General features: G+C 66.4%; 22 protein-coding genes and 2 tRNA genes. 15 read left to right on the top strand and 9 right to left on the bottom strand.

What is annotated here, in order from left to right; all coding sequences use genetic code 11:
* Positions 1–100: 100 nt before the first annotated feature.
* From K318_RS0104675 to K318_RS0104635, 9 genes are all read left to right on the top strand, one after another.
* A tRNA-Pro gene (locus tag K318_RS0104675) sits at positions 101–174 on the top strand.
* Positions 175–960: 786 nt separating this feature from the next.
* A complete protein-coding gene (locus K318_RS19420; RefSeq protein ID WP_035280671.1) occupies positions 961–2,472 on the top strand; it encodes an amidohydrolase family protein in 1,512 nt (503 codons plus the stop codon).
* 10 nt (positions 2,473–2,482) lie between these two features.
* Positions 2,483–3,517, top strand: coding sequence for an ABC transporter substrate-binding protein (locus K318_RS0104665; protein WP_029088629.1), 1,035 nt, complete (start codon positions 2,483–2,485; stop codon positions 3,515–3,517).
* A gap of 14 nt (positions 3,518–3,531) precedes the next feature.
* Positions 3,532–4,395, top strand: a complete 864-nt coding sequence (locus K318_RS0104660) for an ABC transporter permease (RefSeq protein WP_084499712.1) — start codon at positions 3,532–3,534, stop codon at positions 4,393–4,395.
* On the top strand, positions 4,395–5,216 hold the full coding sequence (locus K318_RS19415) for an ABC transporter permease (RefSeq protein WP_051297561.1): 822 nt from the start codon (positions 4,395–4,397) through the stop codon (positions 5,214–5,216). Before K318_RS0104660 ends, K318_RS19415 begins: the two co-directional genes overlap by 1 nt.
* A gap of 24 nt (positions 5,217–5,240) precedes the next feature.
* Positions 5,241–6,329, top strand: coding sequence for an ABC transporter ATP-binding protein (locus K318_RS19410; RefSeq protein ID WP_084499708.1), 1,089 nt, complete (start codon positions 5,241–5,243; stop codon positions 6,327–6,329).
* Positions 6,330–6,397: 68 nt separating this feature from the next.
* Complete coding sequence (locus tag K318_RS19405; RefSeq protein WP_156913805.1) at positions 6,398–7,099, top strand: GntR family transcriptional regulator; 702 nt, start codon at positions 6,398–6,400, stop codon at positions 7,097–7,099.
* Positions 7,100–7,777: 678 nt separating this feature from the next.
* Positions 7,778–9,091: an amidohydrolase family protein gene (locus K318_RS19400; RefSeq protein WP_245579796.1), complete on the top strand. Its 1,314-nt coding sequence runs from the start codon at positions 7,778–7,780 to the stop codon at positions 9,089–9,091.
* Between the two features lie 115 nt (positions 9,092–9,206).
* The gene (locus K318_RS0104635) at positions 9,207–10,394 is read left to right on the top strand and encodes a pyridoxal phosphate-dependent aminotransferase (RefSeq protein ID WP_029088627.1); all 1,188 of its coding nucleotides are present in this window, start codon (positions 9,207–9,209) and stop codon (positions 10,392–10,394) included.
* 36 nt (positions 10,395–10,430) lie between these two features.
* On the opposite strand, the gene K318_RS0104630 is transcribed toward K318_RS0104635, so the two are convergent.
* Entirely contained in the window at positions 10,431–11,564 is a 1,134-nt protein-coding gene (locus K318_RS0104630; protein ID WP_029088626.1) for a PrpF domain-containing protein, read from the bottom strand.
* 141 nt (positions 11,565–11,705) lie between these two features.
* Here K318_RS0104630 and K318_RS0104625 point away from each other — a divergent pair, with 141 nt between their 5' ends.
* Positions 11,706–12,122, top strand: a complete 417-nt coding sequence (locus tag K318_RS0104625; protein WP_029088625.1) for a DUF779 domain-containing protein — start codon at positions 11,706–11,708, stop codon at positions 12,120–12,122.
* A gap of 120 nt (positions 12,123–12,242) precedes the next feature.
* Here the strand turns inward: K318_RS0104625 and K318_RS23480 are convergent, their stop codons facing one another.
* Positions 12,243–13,910, bottom strand: a complete 1,668-nt coding sequence (locus tag K318_RS23480) for a hypothetical protein (RefSeq protein WP_051297558.1) — start codon at positions 13,908–13,910, stop codon at positions 12,243–12,245.
* A 267-nt stretch (positions 13,911–14,177) separates the two neighbouring features.
* Between K318_RS23480 and K318_RS0104615 the strand changes: the two genes are divergently transcribed.
* Positions 14,178–14,251 (top strand) — tRNA-Val (locus K318_RS0104615).
* Between the two features lie 406 nt (positions 14,252–14,657).
* Here the strand turns inward: K318_RS0104615 and K318_RS0104610 are convergent.
* The gene (locus tag K318_RS0104610; protein ID WP_029088624.1) at positions 14,658–14,912 is read right to left on the bottom strand and encodes a hypothetical protein; all 255 of its coding nucleotides are present in this window, start codon (positions 14,910–14,912) and stop codon (positions 14,658–14,660) included.
* A 74-nt stretch (positions 14,913–14,986) separates the two neighbouring features.
* Entirely contained in the window at positions 14,987–15,370 is a 384-nt protein-coding gene (locus tag K318_RS0104605; protein WP_029088623.1) for a hypothetical protein, read from the bottom strand.
* Positions 15,371–15,473: 103 nt separating this feature from the next.
* On the opposite strand from K318_RS0104605, the gene K318_RS0104600 reads away from it, so the two are divergent.
* Positions 15,474–16,079 carry a TetR/AcrR family transcriptional regulator gene (locus tag K318_RS0104600; protein ID WP_029088622.1) on the top strand — a complete coding sequence of 202 codons (606 nt, stop codon included), beginning with the start codon at positions 15,474–15,476 and terminating at the stop codon, positions 16,077–16,079.
* Positions 16,080–16,392: 313 nt separating this feature from the next.
* Here K318_RS0104600 and K318_RS0104595 read toward each other — a convergent pair whose 3' ends face one another.
* Positions 16,393–16,941: a DUF3995 domain-containing protein gene (locus K318_RS0104595; RefSeq protein WP_029088621.1), complete on the bottom strand. Its 549-nt coding sequence runs from the start codon at positions 16,939–16,941 to the stop codon at positions 16,393–16,395.
* The gene (locus tag K318_RS0104590) at positions 16,938–17,933 is read right to left on the bottom strand and encodes an alpha/beta fold hydrolase (protein ID WP_051297556.1); all 996 of its coding nucleotides are present in this window, start codon (positions 17,931–17,933) and stop codon (positions 16,938–16,940) included. Before K318_RS0104590 ends, K318_RS0104595 begins: the two co-directional genes overlap by 4 nt.
* A gap of 147 nt (positions 17,934–18,080) precedes the next feature.
* Between K318_RS0104590 and K318_RS0104585 the strand changes: the two genes are divergently transcribed.
* Both K318_RS0104585 and K318_RS0104580 read left to right on the top strand, forming a co-directional pair.
* Complete coding sequence (locus tag K318_RS0104585; protein WP_035280667.1) at positions 18,081–18,647, top strand: TetR/AcrR family transcriptional regulator; 567 nt, start codon at positions 18,081–18,083, stop codon at positions 18,645–18,647.
* 95 nt (positions 18,648–18,742) lie between these two features.
* On the top strand, positions 18,743–19,036 hold the full coding sequence (locus K318_RS0104580) for a DUF1330 domain-containing protein (RefSeq protein ID WP_029088618.1): 294 nt from the start codon (positions 18,743–18,745) through the stop codon (positions 19,034–19,036).
* Positions 19,037–19,660: 624 nt separating this feature from the next.
* Here the strand turns inward: K318_RS0104580 and K318_RS0104575 are convergent.
* Together K318_RS0104575 and K318_RS24215 are read right to left on the bottom strand one after the other, a co-directional pair.
* Entirely contained in the window at positions 19,661–20,221 is a 561-nt protein-coding gene (locus K318_RS0104575) for a hypothetical protein (RefSeq protein WP_029088617.1), read from the bottom strand.
* Positions 20,222–20,405: 184 nt separating this feature from the next.
* Positions 20,406–21,131, bottom strand: a complete 726-nt coding sequence (locus K318_RS24215; protein WP_035280665.1) for an SDR family NAD(P)-dependent oxidoreductase — start codon at positions 21,129–21,131, stop codon at positions 20,406–20,408.
* Positions 21,132–21,186: 55 nt separating this feature from the next.
* Here K318_RS24215 and K318_RS0104565 point away from each other — a divergent pair, with 55 nt between their 5' ends.
* The gene (locus tag K318_RS0104565; RefSeq protein ID WP_029088615.1) at positions 21,187–21,720 is read left to right on the top strand and encodes a MarR family winged helix-turn-helix transcriptional regulator; all 534 of its coding nucleotides are present in this window, start codon (positions 21,187–21,189) and stop codon (positions 21,718–21,720) included.
* 30 nt (positions 21,721–21,750) lie between these two features.
* On the opposite strand, the gene K318_RS0104560 is transcribed toward K318_RS0104565, so the two are convergent.
* Entirely contained in the window at positions 21,751–22,155 is a 405-nt protein-coding gene (locus tag K318_RS0104560; RefSeq protein WP_029088614.1) for a hypothetical protein, read from the bottom strand.
* Between the last annotated feature and the right edge of the window lie 26 nt (positions 22,156–22,181).

Raw genomic sequence — 22,181 nt, 5'->3', positions numbered from 1 at the left:
GACGAGTGCGCGAGGTCACATGCGCTCGGCTTCACTCCGCGGGGCCGATCGGCTAGAGTATCTCTCGTTGCCCGGCCAGCCGGGCGGTGAGAGATGAATACGGGATATAGCGCAGCTTGGTAGCGCGCCTCGTTCGGGACGAGGAGGTCGTGGGTTCGAATCCCGCTATCCCGACAGATTGCGAAAGCCCCGTTCATCAGCGTCTGCGCTGATGAACGGGGCTTCATGCATGCGCGCGAGGGATGTCCGGCCGGGGCGCCTTCTCCTGGTTCGCTGAGGCTTTCATGTATGCCCGGTCTCCATGTCGGCAGTAGTGAGACTGGTTGATTGAAGAGAAGTCCCGGCCCGATGCGGTTCGTCTGAGGCTCGCACCACCCGGAAGTCCTCGTATCCCACGGTGGTGCCGGAGTGTCAGCTCACGGTCGCCGGCTGAGCGTCGAAAGGTGCAAACGCGGGCGGCGCCAAGCGCCCGTCGCCGCGGCATACGCGCCTCGCGCAGGTGTGTGAAAGCCTGGACGGCCGTTTCGCAGCCGAGTGCGAATCCGGGGTGGCGAACCGCTCTTCAAAGCGGACAGTGAGACCTGCGAGCGCGCGCAGTCCGGCGAGTCGGCGCGGACGAGGATCGAGGGGCTCAGCAGAATTCGCCGAGGGCGATGCTCGAAATGCCCTCGTCCATGCCGACCGCCGCTGGACGCTCACCACTGCGACCAGGGCGCATCGTCCTTGCGATCCGATGGGAGGAGCCACCGCAGCATTCGATGCCGCCATGGCGCGCTCGGCGGCAAACCGCCTGCCAGGCGGCTGTCGGCATCCTCGCCGCCGGGTGCGATCAGCTGGACGTCGGTCGTCGGAACGGATGCGCGAGGCGGGTGATGCGTCGAATTCGTCAAGGCTCTTGCGTTCCACCTGACGCTATGTAATATGTTACACATCACAGACGATGGACGTGGGGAGCGATCAATGCCGATACCTGCTGGGCGGTCAGTCGACCTGGAGTCGAAGGGCCGGCTCGTGGTCATGAACTGCACCGTCGTCGACGGCACCGGTGCGCCTGCCTATGGTCCGGCACACATCGTCGTCGAGGACTCGAAGATCGTGGAGATCATCAGGCCCTATGTGCCCGGAGCCCGGGAGGGGATTCCCTTCGAGGGATTTGCGCCGGGATCGGACGATCGCGTGGTCGACGCGGAGGGGGGCTATGTGCTCCCGGGCTTCATCGATGCGCACGCCCATATCGGCGGTGAGAAGCAGACCCCCGACGCTCAGCTCGTCTACGACCTCTGGATCGCCCACGGGATCACGACCGTGAGAGAAGCCGGCTCCCTGCGGAACGGCCTGGACTTCGTGGTCTCCGAAGCAGGCCGCAGCAGCCGCAACGAGATCATCGCGCCGTCCATCGAACCGTATGTGGTGTTCGCCCAGGGCGCGGCTGAGGAACTGACCAGCCCTGCTTCGATCGATGCGTGGCTCGAGGATGTGAAAGGCCGCGGTGCCGCGGGCGTGAAATTCTTCGGAGCTCGCCCGGACGTCTACCGGCACGCGCTGCAGCGGGCCCGGGAGATGGGGCTGCTGACGATGTGCCATCGCGCGCAGACCGATGTGCTCCGCACCAACGTGCGCCATTCGGCCCGATGGGGCCTCACCAGCGTGGAGCACGCCTACGGAATTCCGGAGGCGATGTTCATCGACAAGAAGATCCAGGAGTATCCGCTCGACTACAACTACGTGGACGAGCAGGACCGCTTCCGTGCACTGGGCAGTCTGTGGAGGCAGGCACCGGAGCCCGGGCATCCGGCATGGAGTGCGTTCATCGACGAGCTCGTGGACAGCGGAATCACGCTGGTGCCCACATTCGTCGCCTATGTCGCCTCGCGGGATCTCACGCATGCGAAGGGCCGGCCCTGGCACACCGACTTCACCACCGGCGTTCTCTCGAGGTTCTTCACCCCCAACCGTGCTTCTCACGGGGCCTACTTCTTCGACTGGACCACGGAGGACGAGGTCGCCTGGCGCGACAACTACCAGCGCTGGATGGCGTTCGTCCGGGAGTTCTACCTGCGCGGTGGGAAGGTTGCGATCGGCAGCGATGCGGGATTCATCTACAACGTCTTCGGGTTCGGGTTCGTCGAGGAACTCGAACTCTTCCGCGAAGCGGGCTTCAGCCCGCTGGAGATCGTCAGCATAGCCACGCTGAGGAACGCCGAGCTTCTGCAGAAAGAGAGCGAGATCGGCTCCGTGGAGGTCGGCAAGGACGCCGATCTTCTGATCATCAGGGACAATCCGCTGCGCAATCTCAAGCTGCTCTACGGCACCGGCCACGCCGTGTACAGCGACGAGGGCGAGAAGCGCTGCGTGGGCGGTGTGGAGACAGTCGTGAAGAAGGGCGCTGTGATCGATGCCAGAGAGACATTGGAGCGCGCTCGTCGAGCGGTTGCAGCAGAACGTGCCGACACCCAGTCGGAAATGTATTGAGGAGAGAATGATGAAAGTTCGCAAGAGTGTCGCCGCACTCGCCGCCGCAGGGCTGGTCGCGAGTGTCTCGGCGTGCGGCAGCGGCTCGGGTGATGAGCAGATCGTGATCGGCTCGTACGGCGGTGACTACGACCGGTTCCTGGAGCAGTTCGTTCACCCCGTGTTCGAGGAGGCCTCGCCCGATACGAGCGTGGTCTTCGATGCCGGCGACGTGAATGCACTCATCACCAAGCTGGGCGCCGAGGCCGGCGGCCCCGGCACCTACGACGTCGTGAACATGACGGAGAAGGCGCAGGCACAGCCCATTGAGGACGGGCTCTTGGAGAAGCTCGACACCTCGAAGATCCCCAACTGGGAGAACATCGACCCCGACCTGCGCAATGACTACTGCATTCCGCATGTGCACTCGCCCATCACGCTCATCACCAATGCGGACGCGGCCGAGCCCCTCACGGAGTGGGAGCAGTTCTTCGAAGACGACGATGTGCTGCAGCGCGCGGGCATCTGGTCGAGCTGGTTCGACTACGTGTTCTACCCCGCCGCGGTGATGCACGCCGACGGCGACCCCGGTGAGGACTGGTCTCCCGGATACGACGACTCGACTCACGCCGGCGAGCTGATGCGCATGTACGGCTCGGCCGAGCAGAACGGGCAGGGGCTCATCTCCGGTGAGATCGACTACATGGTGGGTCCGCGCGCGCGTGCCGCGCAGTGGAGCCAGCAGTCGGGCGGTGACTTCCGGACCGTGATTCCGGAGTCGGGCACCTTCACCTTCGTCTCGACCACCTGCATCCCCGCGAACGCTCAGAACAAGGACGCCGCCTACGCGTACCTCAACGCACAGCTTGATCCGGAGGCGCAGCAGGGCTTCGCGAGCAACATGTTCTACGCGCCTTCCGTGACGAACGCGGCGGTCGACCCTGAGCTCGTCGATCTCATCGGCGTGACGGAGGAGGAGATGCAGCGGATCTATCCCATCGATTGGCAGTCGCGTCTCGAGGAGTCCCCCGTGATCCGTGAGATGTGGGATCAGGCGACAAGCTGAGGTGACATCGGATCATGACATTCTCACGATTGACGGGATGGCTCCTGCTCATCCCCGGTCTGGCGCTGGTGGGCCTGGTCATCCTCGTGCCGCTGCTCTCCGTGCTGCGATTCAGCCTCGGCGATGAGCCCACGGGTACGCAGGCGAGCGGTTTCTCGTTCGTCAGCTACGCGCAGATCTGGACCTCGTCGTACTATCTCTCCGTGATCGGACGGACGTTCGGGATCGCGCTGTTCGCCACCCTCGTCTCCTTCGTCCTGGCGCTCCCCGTCGCTTATGCGATGACACGGTCCGGCGAACGACTGAGGTCCGTGATCATGCTGCTCACGCTCCTGCCTCTGCTGGCCGGCAGCGTGGTGCTGTCGGTGGGCTGGGTGACCCTGCTGCGCGGCTCGGGCGTCGCCAGCCAGGCGCTGCAGGCGATGGGCATCACAGACGAGCCGCTCAGGTGGACGGAGAACCCGTTCCTGCTGGGCGTGATCATGGCGCTCATCGTGCTGCCGTTCATCGTCCTGAGCCTGCAGGGGTCGCTCGACGCCGTGGATGTGAATCAGGAACGGGCGTCGCTGGCGCTGGGATGGAGCAAGGCATCGACGTTCTTCCGCGTCGTCTTCCCGCAGACGGTTCCCGGCATAGTCGCCGGCACGTCACTCTCCTTCGTGCTCTGCGTGAACGCCTTCTCCGCGCCGAACCTGATCGGCGGGGGCTCCATCCGTCTCGCCGCTCCCACCGTGTACGGCATCATCAACACAGATGGGAACTGGAGCCTGGGTGGTGCGCTTGCGGTCTCGGTGATCGCCGTCAGCCTCATCAGCAGCGGGCTCTACACCTTGATCATTCCACGTGTATTCGATCGCTGGCGATTGGCGGTTCGATGATGACGACTTCACCGCGACTCACTACCACGCTCACCTTTGTCGTCCTGGCGATTGCACTGGTGCCGGTTCCGGTGTTGATCTGGACGTCGGTCTTCGGCCAGACGTACCTCACGGTGCCGCCCGAGTCCTACTCTCTCGAGTGGTATCTCAATCTCGACCGTCAGCGTCAGCTCTTCGACGGGCTGCTTCTCAGCCTCGGGCTGGCCGTCGTCGCCGCAGTGATATCCACCTGCATCGGTACGGCAACGGCGATCGCCATCCGCAAGTCGGCGATCAAGAAGAACGCGGCCGGTCTCGAAAGCCTCATGACGCTGCCGCTCACGATCCCCACCATCGTCAGCAGCATGGCACTCTTCATCACGATGACCTCGCTGGGGAGGATGCTCAACATGCCGATCACCGGAACGTTCGGTCTGTTGCTCGCAGCCCATGTGGTGGTGACTCTCCCGTGGACCTTCCGCATCATGAGCGCAGGAGCCCACGGCCTGAATATGGACATCGAGCGCGCGTCATTGGACCTCGGCTACTCGAGGGCCGCCACCTTCTTCAAGGTGACCCTCCCCTCGCTCCGGTCGAGTCTGGGAGCGGCTGGGATCCTCGCGTTCATCGTGTCTTTTGCGGACCTGGAGATGAGCCTGTTCCTCGTGGCTCCGGGCAGCACCACGCTGCCGGTCGCCATGGTCCAGTACGCGGAGACACGGGTGGATCCGGCGCTGTCCGCGTTCGCCGTCGTGCAGCTGCTGATCGTGATGCTGCTGATCGTGGTCGCCAACTCGGTTCTCGGCTTCAGTAAGAAATTCGCTGGCGGTATCAAAGGATGATCGCAATCCTGGAAGGTAGTGCGCATGAGTGACAGCGCCCAAGGGCTCCGCGTGGAGTCACTGTCGAAGAGCTTCGGCAGCAACAGAATACTGGAGAACATCTCCTTCGATCTGCCCAAGGGCAGTTTGCTGAGCCTGCTCGGGCCCAGCGGCTGTGGGAAGAGCACCACACTGAACATCCTCGCAGGGTTCATGTCCTCGGACAGCGGCAGGATCCTGCTGGGGGACACCGACATCATCCCGTTGCCGCCCAACAAGCGTGATCTGTCCCTGGTCTTCCAGAACTACGCGTTGTTCCCGCACATGACGGTGAAGAAGAACGTGCTCTATGGGCTCAAGCCGCGCCGGGTACCGCTCGACGCGGCGGCCAAACGGTACCGGACAGTGATGGATCTGCTGAATATCGCTCACCTCGAGGACCGGCACCCGGGCCAGCTCTCCGGCGGCCAACAGCAGCGTGTGGCGCTGGCGCGTGCAATCGTGGTGGAGCCCTCGCTTCTCCTGCTCGACGAACCGCTGTCGAACCTCGACGCGGCGTTGCGCCGCGAGGTGCGCACGCACATCCGATCCCTGCAGCAGGAGCTGTCGCAGACGGCGGTCTTCGTGACCCACGATCAGGAAGAGGCGCTGTCGATCTCAGACGTGATCGCGGTGCTCAACCAGGGACACGTGGAGCAGATCGGTTCCCCGGAGCAGCTCTGGCGGGAGCCGGAGACGGTCTTCGTGGCGCGGTTCATGGGCGTGGAGAACATTCTCCCCATCGCAGATGTCGGATCCATCGCGATCTCCGGCAGCCTGGAGGCGATCACGTCCAGGAGCGCGACAGGGGACGAGCAGTTCGTGGGGTTCAGGCCCATCCATGCCGAACTCGCCGAGCATGAGGAATTTGCTCCCTCGGACGAGCGCATAGCGATCAACGTCGATGTTTCTGCACGCTCCTATCTGGGGCGTTCGGTAGAGTACGTGTGCTCGCCGAATCAGCTGGCGGGACAGGAGATGAAGGTCGAGGTCCCGGCAGATCGGGACCGTGGCTTCGTGCGAGGTGATCAAGCAGTCCTGGTCGTCCACCGCTCGAATGTCCGGCTGCTGCTCGCCGAACCGGTTCGCTCCTGATCCGCCTGGGTTCCGTGCTCGGGCTGCGCAAGGAGGGCAAGAAGCATATAGCGACTGAGAATGGGACGGTGAACGGGGTGGGGTCTTCTGCTGACCTGAAGCTGCCGGATCTCGCGGGGCAGCGGAGTCTGCGCGAAACGGTGGGAGATGCCCTTCGTGTGCTCCTGGCGGATGGTTCGATGCAGCCCGGCGATCTCTACTCGGCTCCGCGACTCGCGGAGAAGTTCGGGATATCCCCGACCCCGGTCCGTGAGGCCCTGCTGGACCTCGTCGCCGAGGGGCAGCTCGAGGTGCAGAAGAACAAGGGATTCAAGGTCACCGGCCTGTCCGTCGCGGAGCTGCTCGAGGCGGCGGAGGTGAGGCTGTACCTTGAGCCGCCGGCCATGGGCGGCGTCGCCCGTGCCTCCCGGACGGACGCCGACACCAGGGAGCGGATCGGGGCTCTGCGGACCCTCGCTGTGCAGCTCTACGACGCCGCACGGGAAGGCCACTATCTCCGCTACGCCCAGCTCGACACACAGTTCCACGTCGAGTATCTCCGCTTGTACGGCAACGAGACCCTTGCCGCGACGGTGCGGAAGCTCAGGACGAGAACTCAGCTCTTCGGCACGGCGCACCTGAAGCGACTCGAAAAGTTCGAGGAGCTCGCCGCGACGCACTTCACCATGATCGAGCTCGGACAGGCAGGGAAGGGCGAGGAACTCGAAGCGCTGACCTACCGGCAGATCGCCGCGGTCAAGGATCTGTACGTGCCGGACGACGCGGACTGAGATTCTCCGCGGACTCCAGCCATACGTCCGGTGGAGAAGCTCTCCCGACCGCCGGTCTCGGATCGGACGAGGCCAGCTCGAGGTGATGCCACCAGCGGTTGACTCGCGCTGCGCGGCGCCCCCCGCTCATGCTGCTCGCACAACGGGCATGAGGCGATGAGCTCCAGCCGGCACTATCTGCACCTCGTGCGCAGCTTCCTCGACCGGACCGCCGTTCGGGAGAGAGCACGATGCCGGCGAACTGCTCGCGTCGCTTGCGAACGACTGCAGAAGATGCCGTTCTGCTCCGTGCCCGTCGGTGGCGCCCATGCATCCGCTTTCGCCAGCCCCTGCGCGAATCGCAGCCGCACCGCCGTCATACGGCAGCTCAGGGCACAGCGGCCACACGACAACTGATCGCACAACAACTGAGGAGAGGACGGACACATGTCCAAAGGAGAGCCGAACGAGAAGCACGACCACGAGACTGCGAGCGGCTCGATGGTGCAGGACCCGGCACCCGATCGTGCCGAGGGGACACCGCGGGGCAGAACCGTGATTCTGCTCGGGGTCATGATCATCGACGGAACGGGTGCCCCTCCCTACGGCCCGGCTGACATCGTGCTCCGTGACGGGCGCATCGCCCAGGTTTCGGACATGACTGATCCGATTGCCAGGGCGTTTGCAGGTCCTGTGGATATGCAGCGATACCCCGATGCCGAGATCATGGATCTCCGCGGCCACTTCGTCATGCCGGGCCTTGTGGATTCACATGTCCACATCGGCAACAGATCGCAGGCGCCGAGCGCGGAGTACGTCTACAAGCTGTGGCTGGCTCACGGTGTGACGACCGTGCGCGAGGTCGGTTGCCTCAATGGTCTGGACTTCACGCTGAGCGAGGCGCAGCGCAGCAGTGAGGACGCGATCACCGCGCCGAGGATCCTTCCCAATGTCGTCTTCGGGCAGGGTCACGACGGCCCGATCATGAACGCCGCGGACGCAGTGGACTGGGTGCGCGGCGTTGCCGGGCGCGGAGCCGCGGGCGTGAAGTTCTTCGGCGCCCAACCAGAGGCCTTCGAGGCCGCGCTGCGCGAGCTCAACGAACTCGGCCTCGACAGCGCCTGCCACCACGAGCAGAAGCGCGTCCGTCAGGTGAACGCCATGACCACGGCACGGTGGGGCCTGCGGAGCATCGAACACTGGTACGGACTCCCCGAGGCGATGTTCCGGGACCGCACCGTGCAGAACCTGCCCGTGGGATACAGCTACAGCGACGAGCCCGCGCGGTACGCCAGCGGAGGCCCCCTGTGGCTGCAGACGGCCGAACCCGGGAGTGCGGCGTGGGAGGAGACCCTTGAGGAGTTCGCCGCACTCGGCGTCACGATGAGCCCCACCTTCAACATCTACATCGGACACCGCGATGCCGCGCGCGTGCGGAACTCGGAGTGGCACGAGGAGTTCACCGCGCCGCAGCTCTGGGACTTCTTCGAGCCGAGCCCCGAGAGCCACGGCTCGGTCTACGGCGACTGGGGCACGGAGCAGGAGATTCCGTGGCGGCAGGCATACGCCAAGTGGATGCACTTCGTCAATGACTTCAAGAACCTCGGGGGCCGTGTCACGGCGGGGTCCGATTCCGGATTCATCTACAAGACCTTCGGTTTCGGTCTCGTGGAGGAGCTGGAACTGCTCCGGGAAGCGGGGTTCCACCCTCTGGAGATCGTGCGCGCGGCCACGCTCGCGGGCGCGGAGCTCACCGGACTTGACCGAGAGATCGGCTCGATCGAGGTGGGCAAGCGGGCGGACCTCGTGGTGCTGTCGGAGAACCCGCTCGAGAACCTCAAGGTGATGTACGGCCACGGTGCTCTGCGGTATGTCGACGGGACCGCCACCAGGGAGGCCGCGATCAAGTACACCATCAAGAACGGCATCGTGTTCGATGCCGAACAGCTGCGCGGGGATGTCAAGCGCATCGTTGCGGAGGAAAAGGGGAAGAGCGGCCGCGCCGGCGCCTGACCGGGCGTGCGCCCGGTGCAGGCGGGGGAGAAGGCGGAGGGAGAGCGTGCCCTCTGCGTGCGGGTGAGCCGACGACCTATAGTGGCAGTCACGTCGTCGAAGGAGAGGACCCGCGATGAACCTCGGCCGCACAGGCACGGTACCGACCGCGTCGAACACCGCACGCGAGTATCCGCCCAGCGCCATCAGGGCGATGTTCGAACGGGTGTCGGCATTCGATGACGTCGCCTCGCTCACTGTGGGGGAGCCGGATTTCGACACTCCTCCGCACATCGTCGAGGCTGCGGTGGAGTCCATGCGCGCCGGCGGCACCCGCTACACCCCCAACGCGGGGATCCCCGCCCTGCGCGATGCCGTCGCCGAACTGTACTCGGAGCGCTGGGGGCGCGCGCTGCACCGGGAGAACGTGGTCGTCACGGTCGGCGGACAGGAGGGCATGTTCCTCGCCCTGCGCACCGCAGTGGATCCGGGGGACGATGTGCTCGTCCCCAACCCTTCGTACGCGAACTACCGGGGCCAGATCCATCTCGTGGGGGCCAACGCGGTCGATGTGGAGCTGAGCGCGGAGAACGGCTTCGTCCTCACGGCCTCGCAGATCGAGGCCGCACTCACACCGCGCACGCGCGCGCTGATCCTCAACACCCCCGCGAACCCGATGGGGGCGGTCGTCCCGCAGGAGGAGCTGCAGGCGATCGCGGCGCTCGCGGAGGAGAACGGCTTCATCGTCGTCTCCGACGAGGTCTACGAGCGGATCGTCCACGACGGCGATGCACACGTGTCGATCGCACAGGCGGCTCCTGAGTTCGAGCGCTTCCTCATGGTCGGCTCCGTGTCGAAGGCCTATGCGATGACGGGGTGGAGGGTCGGATACATCATCGGCCCCGAAGCGCTTCTTGCGACGACGACCCGGATGAAGGAGGGCGTGACCTCCTGTTCGCCCGAATTCGTGCAGCGCGCGGCGATCGCGGCACTCACGGGTCCGCAGGAGGACGCGGACGCGATGCTCGAGGCGTACAGGAGCAGACGGGAGCTCATCGTCGCCGGACTCACCGCGATTCCCGGCGTCTCGTGCGCCAAGGCGGGCGGCGCCTTCTATGTCTTCGCCGACATCCGGCCCTCCGGCCTCGGCAGTGACGAGTTCGCGGAGCGCCTGCTCGTCGACCATCGCGTCGCGGTCATCCCGGGAACCGCGTTCGGCTCAGGCGGTGAGGGCTTCGTGCGGCTGTCCTACGCGACGGACGAAGCCACGATCAGGCGCGGGCTCGCGGGGATCGCCTCACTCATGGAGAGCACGCGGACGTGAGCGGAGCACCTGCGCCATACTCGCAGCGCGGGGGATTCAGCCGGCGGGGACTGCGACCTGACCGCGCATGAGCACTCGCGCGGTCCGGTACAGCGAGGCGCTCTCGACCGTCGTCGTCCCGTCCGGGAGCGCATTCACCGCCGCACCCGCCGTGACGACCCCGGATGGCGTTGAGATCCGCAGGGAGCTGCCATCGGCCTCGGCGCCAACGCATTCGCGGACCAGGCTCCCGGGGATCTGGGCGGCAGCGGCGGTGCAGAGGGCAGTGGTGCCGGGAGTCGCACGATGGGCCTGGCCCATCGAGATCACGCGCATCGTGAGATCGCAGGAGTGCGGACCGACAGCGCTCCCATCGATCAGCCGCCCGGTGAGGGGTTCGGCGACGATCGCGATCTTCGGAGCGGCGAGGGGTGCCGCGCCGCTCGCATCGGTGAGACCCATGACCGCAGCTCCCGCGCACCGCAGACCTTCGAGCAGGGCCTGCAGCTCCCGCTCCTCGTCGAGCTGCGCGGGGAACTCGGTCCCCTCGATGCCGAGGTCTGCGGCACGGACGAAGACCATCGGCAGGGCCGCGTCGACGAGGGAGGCTTCGACGGCCCGGCTCCGCCACGCCAGGACGGTCCGTGCGGAGCCGGAGGGCAGGAGTGCGCCGGTGCGGCTGCCGGCCGGGTGCAGGTACCGGAGTTCGATGGGGGCGCCGGTGCCGGAGACCCCCGGGAGCGCGAGGTCGCCGGCCGTGAGCGCTGTTCCGTTCCGCACCTCAAGCCCCACCTCGATGAGAGCGTCCGTGTTGGTGTTGCGCACGCGGACGGTCCGGTGCCCGTCCTCGAGCGTGAGGAGACCGCTCTCCAGGGCGAAGGGAACCACGGCGGAGGAGAGATTGCCGCAGTTGGCGGAGTAGTCCACGAGGGGCTCATCGACGGCGACCTGGCCGAAGGTGTAGTCGAGTGCGGCATCGGGCCGGTCCGCTGCGGTCACCGTGACGACCTTGGAGAGGGAGGACAGTCCGCCGCCCATGCCGTCGAGCTGGCGGCCGAAGCGGTCGGGCGAGCCGAGAGCGGCGAGGAGCAGCGCGTCCCGTTCCGGTCCGAGCGCCGGCAGATCGTGCTCGGCGAAGAAGAGGCCCTTGCTGGTGCCTCCCCGCATGAAGACGGCGTTCGTCCACTTCATCGCGGTCTCTCCTGGTCCTGGTCGGGTCGAGGGCGGATGGTGTTCGCGGAGCCCGTCCGTACGAGGGGAGCCCCTTTCTGCATCCTCTCAGCTGGGCTACCCTCGAAGCACTCAGGCGTCACCCGAGGCGAGGAGGCCACGATGAATGAGCAGACGGCGAGTGCCGATGTCCTCGAGTCCGTTCCCGCGCTGGAAGGCGAGGGAGCCTCGCGCGTGGCCCTCACCTCGGCAGCGGTGGACCTGCTGCGTGAGCTCGTGGAGCGGCACGGGAGGCTCATGTTCCACCAGTCGGGAGGCTGCTGCGACGGGTCGGCGCCCATGTGCTATCCGGCAGGCGAGTTCCTCACCGGTGACGCGGACGTGCTGCTGGGCGTCTTCACGCTGCCGGATGTGCCCGAGGGCAGCGCGGAGCTGGAGTTCTGGATGTCGGCCGAACAGTTCGAGTACTGGAAGCACACGCACCTCACGGTCGACGTGGTGGAGGGGCGCGGCTCCGGCTTCAGCGTGGAGGGCCCCACGGGCAAGCGCTTCATCGTGCGCTCGCGCCTCATGGAATAGGTGCGGCGTCCGCTGCATGCGAGGGCCCGTCCTGCCGGCTGGGGTGCCGGGCAGGACGGGCCCTCGCACATCGCGGCACTCAGCCTGCCGCGCTGAGTGTGCCGTAGACCGAGCCGCGGCTCACGCCCTGCGCTTCATCTGCCGACGCGTCGAGAGCATGACGGTCGCGGAGCCGACTGCGATCAGGGTCGCCGCCGCCACTGCGAGGCCTCCCGACTCCACACCCGTGCGCGGGAGCGAGGAGCCGTCCTGGCCGCCGCTGCTGCGGGAGCCGGTGACCTCGAAGGTGCCCGCGGCCGAGGTGTCGCTGCAGGTGACAACCGTCTTCCAGGTGCCGACGTAGTCATCGGGGTTGCTGCCTGTGCCGTAGAAGGAGAACGTCGCCCGCCCCTCGTCGTCCGCGGTGTCGCCGGCCGCGTAGGCAACCTCGTCAGAATCCGGCCAGTAGACCTCCAGGCCGACGGCTGTGCCCGGCTCGCATCCGCTCGCCGTGACTTCCACGCCCTTGTTCGCGTTGATGAAGTCGGTGCTGCTGACGGTCCTCGGGCTGATGGCGATCGCTGCCTCGTAGGTGGCTTCGTCGTCCTCGCCGGCCCAGGGATCGTCCGAATCCTTGTCCTCGCCGTCATCGGTGTCGTCGCCGGGGCCGGCATCGTCGTCCCCGGCGTGAGTGACTGTGACGGTGCTGGAATCGAGCACATCCTCGCCGCTCACGAGTTCGACGGTGTAGGTGCCGGCGAGGGTGGAGAGGTCGACGTCGCCGGAGTACTCGATGTAGTAGGTGGCCGCAGCGTTGCCCTGCTCATCGGCCGTGACCTGGATCGAGTGGTCGAGGGTCTCGCTCAGGCCCTCCGGTGCGAGGATGTCGAAGGAGTACTGCTCTCCCGGCTCGAGGCCGGATGCGGAGACGGCGAGGCCCGCGCCGTCCGGGACTTCGCCCAGGGGGAAGGCGAGGTCCTCGATCGCGATGGAACTCGGCACGGTGAGCGCAGGATCGCCCGCCTGTTCGTCCTCGGTGCCGTTCTGCTCGTCCTCGATCTGGTCCTCGCCGTCGTCCTGGCTGTCTTCGCCGTCCTGCTCGTCCTCCGTGCCGTCGTCCTCGGCTGCCGGCGGCGTGATGTCAAAGGAGGTGGTTCCGGCCTCCTTGCCGTCGGCGATGACCGCAACGGCGCGGGTGCCCGCATACTCTGCGAGGTCGGCGTCCGCGGGGACCTCGAAGGTGTAGGCGGCCTCGCCCGAGACCGTGCCGTCCTCTGCGGTGCTCGGCTCGGCTGCGAGGGTCTGTTCGCCCTCGGCGCCGCCGGTGACGGCGAAGGAGACCGACTGGGTGCCCTCGGGCAGGCCTGAGACGGTGAGCGTCACACCCGGGACGGCGTCTTCCCCCTCGATCTGCGCGACGTCCTCGACGGCCGCGGCCGCTGGTGCTTCGACGGTGACCTCGGGCTCCTCCTCGGCGGGAGCGGTGGGCTCGTCGCTCTCCTCCGGCTGAGCGGATTCCTCCGGCTCCTCGGCAGGGGGATCGGAGGGCGCCTCGCTCTCATCGGTCTCGGGCTGGGCCGGGGCCTCGGGCTCTTCTGCGGGGCTCTCGTTCTCAGCCGGCTCCTCGGCAGGACTGGGGGACTGGCTCGGCTCCGCAGGGGCGGCCTTCTGCTGCGCGGCTGTCGGAGCGGCCGTCTGGGTCTCCTCGGGCTCGGGCGCCGTCTGAGCAAAGGCCGCTGCGGGGGCGAGGACCAGACCGGCGGCGGCGACGGAAGCGAGGACTGCGGGTGCGAGGTGCGGCGACTTCATGGCCGGGTCCCTTCTGTTCGAGCACGGCTGCGCGGGGCTGCCGCCGGGGCGGCCGCGCAGCGCGGTCTCATGCGAGTGAGATCACTCTCACAGTATGGTCCTGAGAGGTCGCCGACAATTTCTGTTCGTTCTGTTCGCCAATGCGACGGTTCGTGACTCGACTGCCGGGAATGTTGCCGAACGGTGACCTTGATCATGATGGCCCTGCCCGGCGGGCGGGGTGCCGTGTGGGATACTTGACGGCGTCGCCGAGCCTTCGGCGCCACTGGACCTATAGCTCAGTTGGCTAGAGCATCTCGTTTACACCGAGAGGGTCGGGGGTTCGAGTCCCTCTGGGTCCACGGCATTCGCGAAGCCCCGCTCTCCCAGTGTTTTCAAGGGAGAGCGGGGTTCTGCGGTGGGCGCGCAGGCGACAGGCTCAGGACTGCTGAGGTCCTGCGTGGCCCCCACGTGGACCCCGGTTGTTGACGATCGAGAGGGCGGTGGCATCTGCCGAGTTCGCGCCACCGCGCAACGGCTCTGAAGCGTGCATTCCACAGCTGCCCGCCATTGACTTCGGTGAGGAGTTGGTCGTCGGAGAGCGGGACGGTGCGAGCAGTGCGTCCCCTGGTCGTCTTCTTCCTCGCAGCCTTCCGGTTGGCTCCGTCGCACGCGGATGGCAGGAAGGGGGGGTACCGCCAGCGACCAGCCGATCACCTCGCCGGTCTGCTTCTCTCCGTCCTGGAATGTGCATACGAAGCGGGTGCGTCAGAGCAGGTCGTCCAGCACATCTGCATCCGTGTCGGATTTCCCGGTGTTCCTACGACGAGTCTTTGCCTTCGTTCGTCCCAGCAGGCCGCCGCCGACCAGCATGCTCCCGACCGCAGTCGCGATTATCTGCAGCGCAGTGAGCGCCCCGCCGTCGGCCACGCGGCCCAGGAGTCCGAACTCGTCCCCGACGAGCAGTCCGCCGAGGCCGTTGATGAGCAGGACGATTCCGATGATCTCCACGATTATGCGCATGTGTCGCTCCGATTCTTGTCGCAGGTGCTGAAGTGTCAGCGCGGGATCACGCCCGTGCCGGTTTGGGGGAGCGGTCAGTCGACTGCGGGGTTGAGTCGTTCGACTTCGAGGCCGCGTGGTACCTCGACTACGAACCTGGCGTCGCAGATCGCGATGCCGTGGCATCCCGCGTCGATTTCCAGTGTGTCGTCATTCAGTTCCCACATGACCCTCGTGCTCCCCATGGAGCGATCCAGCCAGCGGGTGACCCGGATATCCTCGCGGTCGGTTTCGGTGATGGTGGTGGCGACCTCGTGAGTCTCCAGCAGCAGGGACTCGCCCTCGTAGGAGAAGGTCTTCGTCTCGGGCTCGGCATTCGAAGCGTCTGCGGCGCAAGCGGTCAGGCTGACGGTCGCGGCGGTGGCCGCAAGGACTAGGAGCGCTCGGGCTGCATCGCGATGTGCGCGCGGATGTGCCATGTCAGGTTGTACCTCGCTTCCGAAAGGATTTAGCACGAGTGTGCTGATATCGAATGCACTCAGCGTAGCACGGACGTGCTAATATTTCCGCATGCCTCGATCGATGGACTGGGAAGCGCGTAAGGCTCAGCTCGCTGAGGCGGTGTGGGAGGTGATCCTCGACCAGGGCGTATCGGCGGTCTCCGTGCGGACGGTCGCGGAACGGGCTGGAGTCGTCGTCGGATCGCTCAGGCATGTGTTTCCGAGTAGGTCTGAACTTGTGCTGTTCTCCGCCGAGCTCATGGTGCAGCGCGCAACCGAGCGCATCCTCTCCACGCCCCCTCGCAGCGACCCGCGCGAGCGCGCGTTCGCAATCATCAGGAACGTCCTGCCGCTCACCCCTGAGAGTCGGGCTGAATACGAGGTCAACCTCGCACTCGTCGCGGAGCGCCCCGTGATACCGGAGCTCCACGAGGTGCGCAATCGAGCCCACCAGCGGCTTTCCGCGCTCAGTGCTCAGATCGTGGAGAGTCTGACCGAACGGGCGGGAGCGCCGTTTGTGCGGTCACGAGCGCGCCGACTGCACGCGCTCATCGACGGACTCGCCTTCCACCTGTTTCACCAATCGCCCGATGTCGACCCCGGCTGGGCGCTCGATATCGTGCGGAGTGAGCTCGACGATATTGCCGCCCTGTCGAGCGAGAATGTTCGCAGTGATCAGGAAGCGTGAGAACATGTGCGCGGAACTGCCCTCTCGGCACTGCTTGGGTGTGAGGTGCATGCTTACGCCCGTAGGGATCGCAATTGTTGCTCTCCTCCTGGCCTGGGTTCACCGCAGGACGCGGGTCAATCGGACCAGCGAGCGGAGCGGCTGCAGTCCTCGTCACCGCCTGCGCCTGCACACGCAGCCGCGGGTGCGGAGAGACGAGTCCACGCTGCTGTCCGGTTTCATGAACCGAGGGGCTTCGTGCTCTTCTCGGCGAGGCGTTGTCCAGGGGCGTCACCCGAGCCATCCGCGTCGCTCGGTGGGCATCGATCTCGCTTCAATGTGTGGAATCAGCTGTTCCTGCCATCCCGGGATCGGTCCGTGCGCGTTCACGTGTCATGAAGACGAGACCGAAAAGGATTCCTCCAGCGACGAAGTTGACGTCCATGAGGCAAGAGGCCCGGAGTGTCGCCGTATCCGGATTCGCCACCCCGTAGATCTGCTGGTGGGTCAGGCCGGAGATGCCTCCGTCGGCGGGCCCGGCTTCTCGGAGCCAGGTGTCGATGAGACCGCTGATTCCTCTGGCGCACAGCGCGATGCCCGCTATTGACGAATATGTGGCAATGACCCATCCGGGTGGCCGGTGCTCAGTGGGCCGCATGCTCAGTGCGATCAGGACGAACCCTGCCGTGAACGCCAGCAGGATCGCGGCCGTGAACGCCACGGCCGCGATCGAATCGACCTCGGGAGTGGTTTTCTCGGCGTTGCCGAAGCCGACGGTTCCGCCGAGTTCCCAATGCATGTGTATCGCTGCGAACAGCACCATCCAGACCAGGGCGCCGACTCTCGACCGCAGATTCCACTGCTGCCTTCGGTCCAGGTTCATGGGGTGTCTCGATCGTGGTCGGCGAGGAACGAGGAGATCACGGGGAAGAGGCCGTCGTGGTGCTCGATGTGGACGGCGTGGGAGGCCTCGGGCTCCACCCGGACTTGTGTGTTGGGCATGGTGGCTGCGGTCTCAGCGGCGTCGTGTGCGTCGTGGACCACGCTCCTTCCGGCGAGCACCGCCAGGGTTGGCGTCGCGATCTTGGCGAGCGTTTCGGTGGGGAGCTGCTCGGGAACGGGGAGCGTGGTGGCGTAGTGCCGCCGGCCATGGTCGAGCAGGCCCGTGAGAGGGCTGTTCCTGGCCGCGTCGGTGCCTCCGGAGATCCAGCTGGTGTACCAGCTGGCGAAGGAGTCGGGCATCAGGGGAAAGCTGGCGACGAACCCGCCCACCAGGAACCGCTTGTTCACGGGCGTGAACACATAGGCTGGGTCGAGCAGGGTGAGGCTGGCGACGTGCTCGGGGTGCTGGGTGGCGTACATGGTGGCCGTGAGTCCGCCGAAGGAGAATCCCGCCAGGTGGGCGCGGTCGACGTCGAGTTCGATGAGCGCCTCGTGCAGCCACTGGACCTGATCGTCGGCTGAGGTGATCGGCTCGACCTGCTCGGACATGCCGGCCATGCCCAGGGTGTCGAGAGTGATCACCGGGCGCTCGGCGGCCAGGTCGGCGATGCTCGCATACCAGGTCACAGCGGGCCCACCGTAACCGGGAAGCAGCACCACGGGCGCACGATCACCCGTCCCCGAAGGAGATGTCGACCCGGCGAACACGTAGGCGCGGATCGTACCGAAGCTGGTCTGGATGTCCTGCTGGGAGTCCGGTACGGGCATCAGCGTCATGGCCTGTTCGTACAGGCGCTCGTACTCCTGCCGCGCCTCGTCGCTGCGCCAGTGACCGACCGGCGAGTCACTGCTCAGGAGTGCGATGTTGACCGCTGTGAACCCGGCACAGAACAGCATCAGCGCGCTCACGCCGATCACGACGTTGCGGGTCATCTGACGCAGGCCTCGCCTTCCGGGAGCCGGCTCCTTGCCACCCATGCCTACCTCCGTCAACTTTTCCAATGCGATCGCACCGTAGCATGATCCAGTACTGGAAGCCAATGCGGGTGCATTGATACACTCGTGAGTATGCCAAGACATGTGAACCACGATGAACGCCGCGAAGAGATCGTGTCAGGGGTGATCGCGGTGATGGCCGAGCAGGGCTTCGCGGCCGTGAGCTTGCGGAGTGTGGCCCAAGCCGCCGGAGTGTCGATGGGACGCGTGCAGCACTACTTCAGCAGCAAGGCCGAGCTGATCCACCACGCCTGTGAGCTGTTCATCCGACGCGCGACGGCGCAGCACGTCAAGTCGGGGGGCATGCCCCGCCGGGAACGGCTCGAGGCTCTGCTCACGATGGGGATCCCCGGCTCGGTCGACGAGCGGATCGGCACCGCGGTCTGGTACGAGTTCGTCACTGCCGGTACGAAGGACCAGGCCATCGCCGATCTGGTCACGGCCGCATGGCAAGATCGCCACGACAACATCGTCTCCCTCCTCGATGCCGACGATGGCCGGCGCGAACTCCCGGCAAGCGAGGCGGCCACACTGCTCGCAGCGACCTCCGAAGGACTCGCCATCGCGGCGATGCTCGGACGAATCAGCTGCGAGGAGGCGCGTTCCCTCGTCGCGAAACAGATCAGCCACTTGGGAGTCGATGCGCCATGACCCCGCAGTCGATAGCACCAACCCCACGCTCACCGACGATCGCCCGAGACCAGATCTGCACATCAGTTCAGGTCCTTCGACCACAGGAGGTTCCCATGCCCAAGGGCTACTGGGTCAGTGTCTACCGCACCATTTCCGACCCTGAGAAACTGGCTGCCTACAACGAGCTGGCCCGCCTGGCCGTCGAACCCGGGGGTGGTCGGACCCTCGTCGTGGGTGGTCGGGTCGCGGGATACGACGCAGGCATCGCCGAGCGCACCGTCCTGGTCGAGTTCGACAGCTTCGAGCAGGCCATCGCAGTACGCGAGAGCCCGGCCTACCAGAAGGCACTCGCCGCGCTCTCCGACGGCGTCGAGCGTGACTTCCGCATCGTCGAAGGCATCGACTGACTGAGAACCGTCCCCCGGATTTCACGGAAGGCCGCGCGACGGCAAGGAACGGGACCCGCCGCGATGCCCGCCGCAACGGCGAGGCCTCGTCGACGAGCTGCTCGGTCGCGTCGGTGACGCGGGCTCCGTCCGGGCCCCGAATCAGCGCGCGCCCGGGGAGGACGGCTGCGACGATCGCGAGAGCACCGAGGAGAGGGGCGGAGCGGAACGTCCTCGTGCTCTCAGGCTGCGGGGTCGAGTGCCGCTGCGTCCGCACCGGAGCGCGACCCGGTGCCCGGCGCGGAGCGCTCGACGACTGCGCAGGCTGAGAGTGCCACGCACAACGCAGGACGGGTCACGGCATTCATCCTCGAGAAAGTGCCTCTCTTGTCAGCAGCATTGTCCCAGCGCCCAGAGCCTCGCGCGACTTCTCGCCGCTGTGGATGATCTTCGGGCGTGCCTGGCGGCTGTCCCTGAGGCGCGGCTGGTTTCCCTGCCCGCGCCCTGCGTGACCTTGGCATCGGGTCTCTGTACTGCAGTCGCGCACACTTCCGACGAGTCCGTGAGAAGTGCGAGGCGGCATTCGGGCTGCGGCGTTGCTCCTCATCGAAGCCAGCTGTCCGTGGGGATCAGCACAAGTCCGGCTCAGGCCGTCTGCAGGTACTGTTCGAGGCGGTCTTCGACTGTGCCCAGCGACGTCAGGGTCAGTGGTCGGCCGATGTAGCTGGTGATCCAGCGGCCGTGCGCGTGCACGCTGGCCTCATCACGAGACGCACCGGGATGCTTGATGTCCGTGACCGCAGCTCCGCGGCCGGTGCGCGCCACCTCCGCGACCGCAACTGTGATCGCGCCGACGGCGGGAGCCTCAGGCCCGGGGTCGGCGCAGATCGTCAGCTGGAGGAGGTACCGCGCCTTCCCGCGCTCGATCCGGCTGAAGACGTGCTCGGCGCGGGAGAGAGCGAAGTCGCTGAAGGGCAGGAGCGCCCCGAGGCCGCGGAAGCGTTCGATGTCATCGGCGGGGAACGTCTCGGAGTAGGCGTAGCCGCGCTCCTCCGCCCATCCGGGGAAGCCCTCGGCCTCCGTCGCCTGCTGCGCGAGCTGCCGGCGGAACTGCCGACGTATCGCCCCGTATGAGATCGCGAAGCCCGCGACGAGGACCACGATGACCGCAGAGATGATCCCGATGACTACCCAGATCCACGACATGCCACTCAGGCTATCGGCCCGGTCCCCGGCGAGTGAATCGATGCAATGAAGGCTGCACCTTTCATGCGGCCGGAACGTCGACGCCGGTCAGTTCCTCGGCGGCACTGCACCGGGAACCTTCGGCATCGCAGTCGCATGTGCTTCGCCGGTGCGGGCACTGCCTCGGAGGCGGGTCGGGTGGGGGTCATCGAGTGCTGAACGCTCCGCCGTTGAGGTGGATGTTCTGCCCGGTGATGTGCCGGCTCCGCTCCGACAGGAGGAACTCCGTGACCTTGACCGCATCGTCGGGCCTGCCGGTGCGTCCGAGCGCGGTCTGGTCTCGCAGGGTCGCCTCGCGGTCCGGCGTCATCTGCCCGGCGAAGAACTCCGTGTCGGCGATATAGCCCGGTGAGACGCAGTTGACCCGGATCCCCCGTACGCCGAGCTCCCCGGCCAGACCGACCGCAAGAGAGGCGACAGCGGCCTTGGCCGGGCCGTAATAGCCGATGCCGTGCTCGGCGGCGATCGATCCGAACAGCACGATCGACGCCTCCTCCGCGAAACGGTCCTTGACAGCGGCGACGATGAGTCCCGCTGAGGTCACGTTCCCCGCCAGGGTCTCCTCGATGAGAGCGGCCTCGTCTTCCAGCGACTGCGGCTGCGGCGACCTCATCGCCGGGTTCCCGCCCGCGCAATGGACGATCCCTTCCACGTCCTCATCGAGGTCGTCCATGCGGACGGCGACCTCACGGGCTCCCGCGGGCGTGGAGAGATCGCACGCGAGGGCCTGAATCCTTCCCTCACCACGTTCGACGACGGCTTCCAAGGGCTCGGCTCGACGACCGGCGATCAGCACCTGATGCCCATGATCGCTCAGTGAGAGAGCGACTGCGCGCCCGATGCCGGTTCCCCCTCCGGTGACGATGTACATGACTCCTCCTTAAGGCCTAAACATTGACGTTTAGACCTTAAGGTAGACTGGGTGCATGGTCAAGCAAGACAGGACCGACGAGATCATCGCGGCGTGGAGGCGGGTGCGTCCGGATCTGGATGCGTCATCGGTCGCGATCGTGACTCGCCTCTGGCAACTGGCCCACATCTTCGGCCTCGAGCGACGACAGCTGCTCGCGGCGAAAGGCATCGATCCGGCCCTCATGGACCTCCTGGGAACACTGCGACGGAGCGACCCGACAGCCACGCTGAGCACGCGCGAGCTTGCCGGCCTCGAGGGGGTCACTCCTGCCGCGATCTCGCAGCGCGTTGCCCGGGCTGAGGGTAAGGGGTGGGTCACCCGCGAGTCGGGCCCGGGCCGCAGCGTGCTGGTGACGCTCACGCCCGCCGGCCAAGACGTCGTCGACGATGTCGCCGGGGCGATCTTCGACCACGACGACGCGCTCCTCACCGCAGTTGAGCTTGGTGACCGGGAGACCCTCGCCGACCTCCTGCGGACCCTGTGCCTGGCAATGGGGGACTCGACGCCGGTCACTCATGTCGGGACCGGCGGAGAAGCTGGGGCGTAGCAGGTCGCCTGCGTCCGCTGAGTGCGAGGCCTACCGGTTCCGTGTGAGCACTTGCTTGGCTGCGATGCGTCCGGCGATGCCTGCCGCGGTGCAGCAGGCAAGTGTCCAGAACAGGACGACGCACAATACGGTGAGGACGAACGTCATGGCGCTGCCCGCACCCAGAGAGATCATCGCGCCGATCATGACCGCGCCGCCGGCGAGCGGACCGGACGCGGCCGCAAACAGCCACGGTGCGTTCGCCCGGTGTGAGGCTTGCCAGGTCTCTTCCGAGGTCCAGATGAGGCTGTGCAGGTCCTGCCGGTCGGCTGTGGTGAAGTTCCGGTCCGGCTTGCCGCGCCTGGCCAGCATCGCAAAGAAGAGGATCATCGCGCCCAGCAGCATGACCATGACGGTGATCAGGACGCTGCCCAGTGGGGCGAAGTCGCTGTCCATGATCCGAGCCTAATGAACGGCCTCCG

The sequence above is a fragment of the Brevibacterium album DSM 18261 genome (genome assembly GCF_000426445.1).
Lineage (GTDB): Bacteria > Actinomycetota > Actinomycetes > Actinomycetales > Brevibacteriaceae > Brevibacterium > Brevibacterium album.
The sequence above is the reverse complement of the archived record's forward strand: the minus strand, read 5'-3'. Positions and strand labels throughout refer to the sequence as shown.

Bases quoted from the DNA above. Each gene is read 5' to 3' on its own strand.
- K318_RS19410 (WP_084499708.1), top strand. From the start codon at position 5,241: ATGAGTGACAGCGCCCAAGGGCTCCGCGTGGAGTCACTGTCGAAGAGC.
- K318_RS0104605 (WP_029088623.1), bottom strand. From the start codon at position 15,370: ATGGCACATCCGCGCGCACATCGCGATGCAGCCCGAGCGCTCCTAGTC.
- K318_RS19420 (WP_035280671.1), top strand. From the start codon at position 961: ATGCCGATACCTGCTGGGCGGTCAGTCGACCTGGAGTCGAAGGGCCGG.
- K318_RS24215 (WP_035280665.1), bottom strand. From the start codon at position 21,131: ATGTACATCGTCACCGGAGGGGGAACCGGCATCGGGCGCGCAGTCGCT.
- K318_RS19415 (WP_051297561.1), top strand. From the start codon at position 4,395: ATGACGACTTCACCGCGACTCACTACCACGCTCACCTTTGTCGTCCTG.
- K318_RS0104625 (WP_029088625.1), top strand. From the start codon at position 11,706: ATGAATGAGCAGACGGCGAGTGCCGATGTCCTCGAGTCCGTTCCCGCG.
- K318_RS0104595 (WP_029088621.1), bottom strand. From the start codon at position 16,941: ATGAACCTGGACCGAAGGCAGCAGTGGAATCTGCGGTCGAGAGTCGGC.
- K318_RS0104600 (WP_029088622.1), top strand. From the start codon at position 15,474: ATGGACTGGGAAGCGCGTAAGGCTCAGCTCGCTGAGGCGGTGTGGGAG.
- K318_RS0104580 (WP_029088618.1), top strand. From the start codon at position 18,743: ATGCCCAAGGGCTACTGGGTCAGTGTCTACCGCACCATTTCCGACCCT.
- K318_RS0104635 (WP_029088627.1), top strand. From the start codon at position 9,207: ATGAACCTCGGCCGCACAGGCACGGTACCGACCGCGTCGAACACCGCA.
- K318_RS0104665 (WP_029088629.1), top strand. From the start codon at position 2,483: ATGAAAGTTCGCAAGAGTGTCGCCGCACTCGCCGCCGCAGGGCTGGTC.
- K318_RS0104565 (WP_029088615.1), top strand. From the start codon at position 21,187: ATGGTCAAGCAAGACAGGACCGACGAGATCATCGCGGCGTGGAGGCGG.
- K318_RS0104630 (WP_029088626.1), bottom strand. From the start codon at position 11,564: ATGAAGTGGACGAACGCCGTCTTCATGCGGGGAGGCACCAGCAAGGGC.
- K318_RS0104610 (WP_029088624.1), bottom strand. From the start codon at position 14,912: ATGCGCATAATCGTGGAGATCATCGGAATCGTCCTGCTCATCAACGGC.
- K318_RS23480 (WP_051297558.1), bottom strand. From the start codon at position 13,910: ATGAAGTCGCCGCACCTCGCACCCGCAGTCCTCGCTTCCGTCGCCGCC.
- K318_RS0104575 (WP_029088617.1), bottom strand. From the start codon at position 20,221: ATGTCGTGGATCTGGGTAGTCATCGGGATCATCTCTGCGGTCATCGTG.
- K318_RS0104560 (WP_029088614.1), bottom strand. From the start codon at position 22,155: ATGGACAGCGACTTCGCCCCACTGGGCAGCGTCCTGATCACCGTCATG.
- K318_RS0104660 (WP_084499712.1), top strand. From the start codon at position 3,532: ATGACATTCTCACGATTGACGGGATGGCTCCTGCTCATCCCCGGTCTG.
- K318_RS0104590 (WP_051297556.1), bottom strand. From the start codon at position 17,933: ATGACCCGCAACGTCGTGATCGGCGTGAGCGCGCTGATGCTGTTCTGT.
- K318_RS19400 (WP_245579796.1), top strand. From the start codon at position 7,778: ATGCAGCGATACCCCGATGCCGAGATCATGGATCTCCGCGGCCACTTC.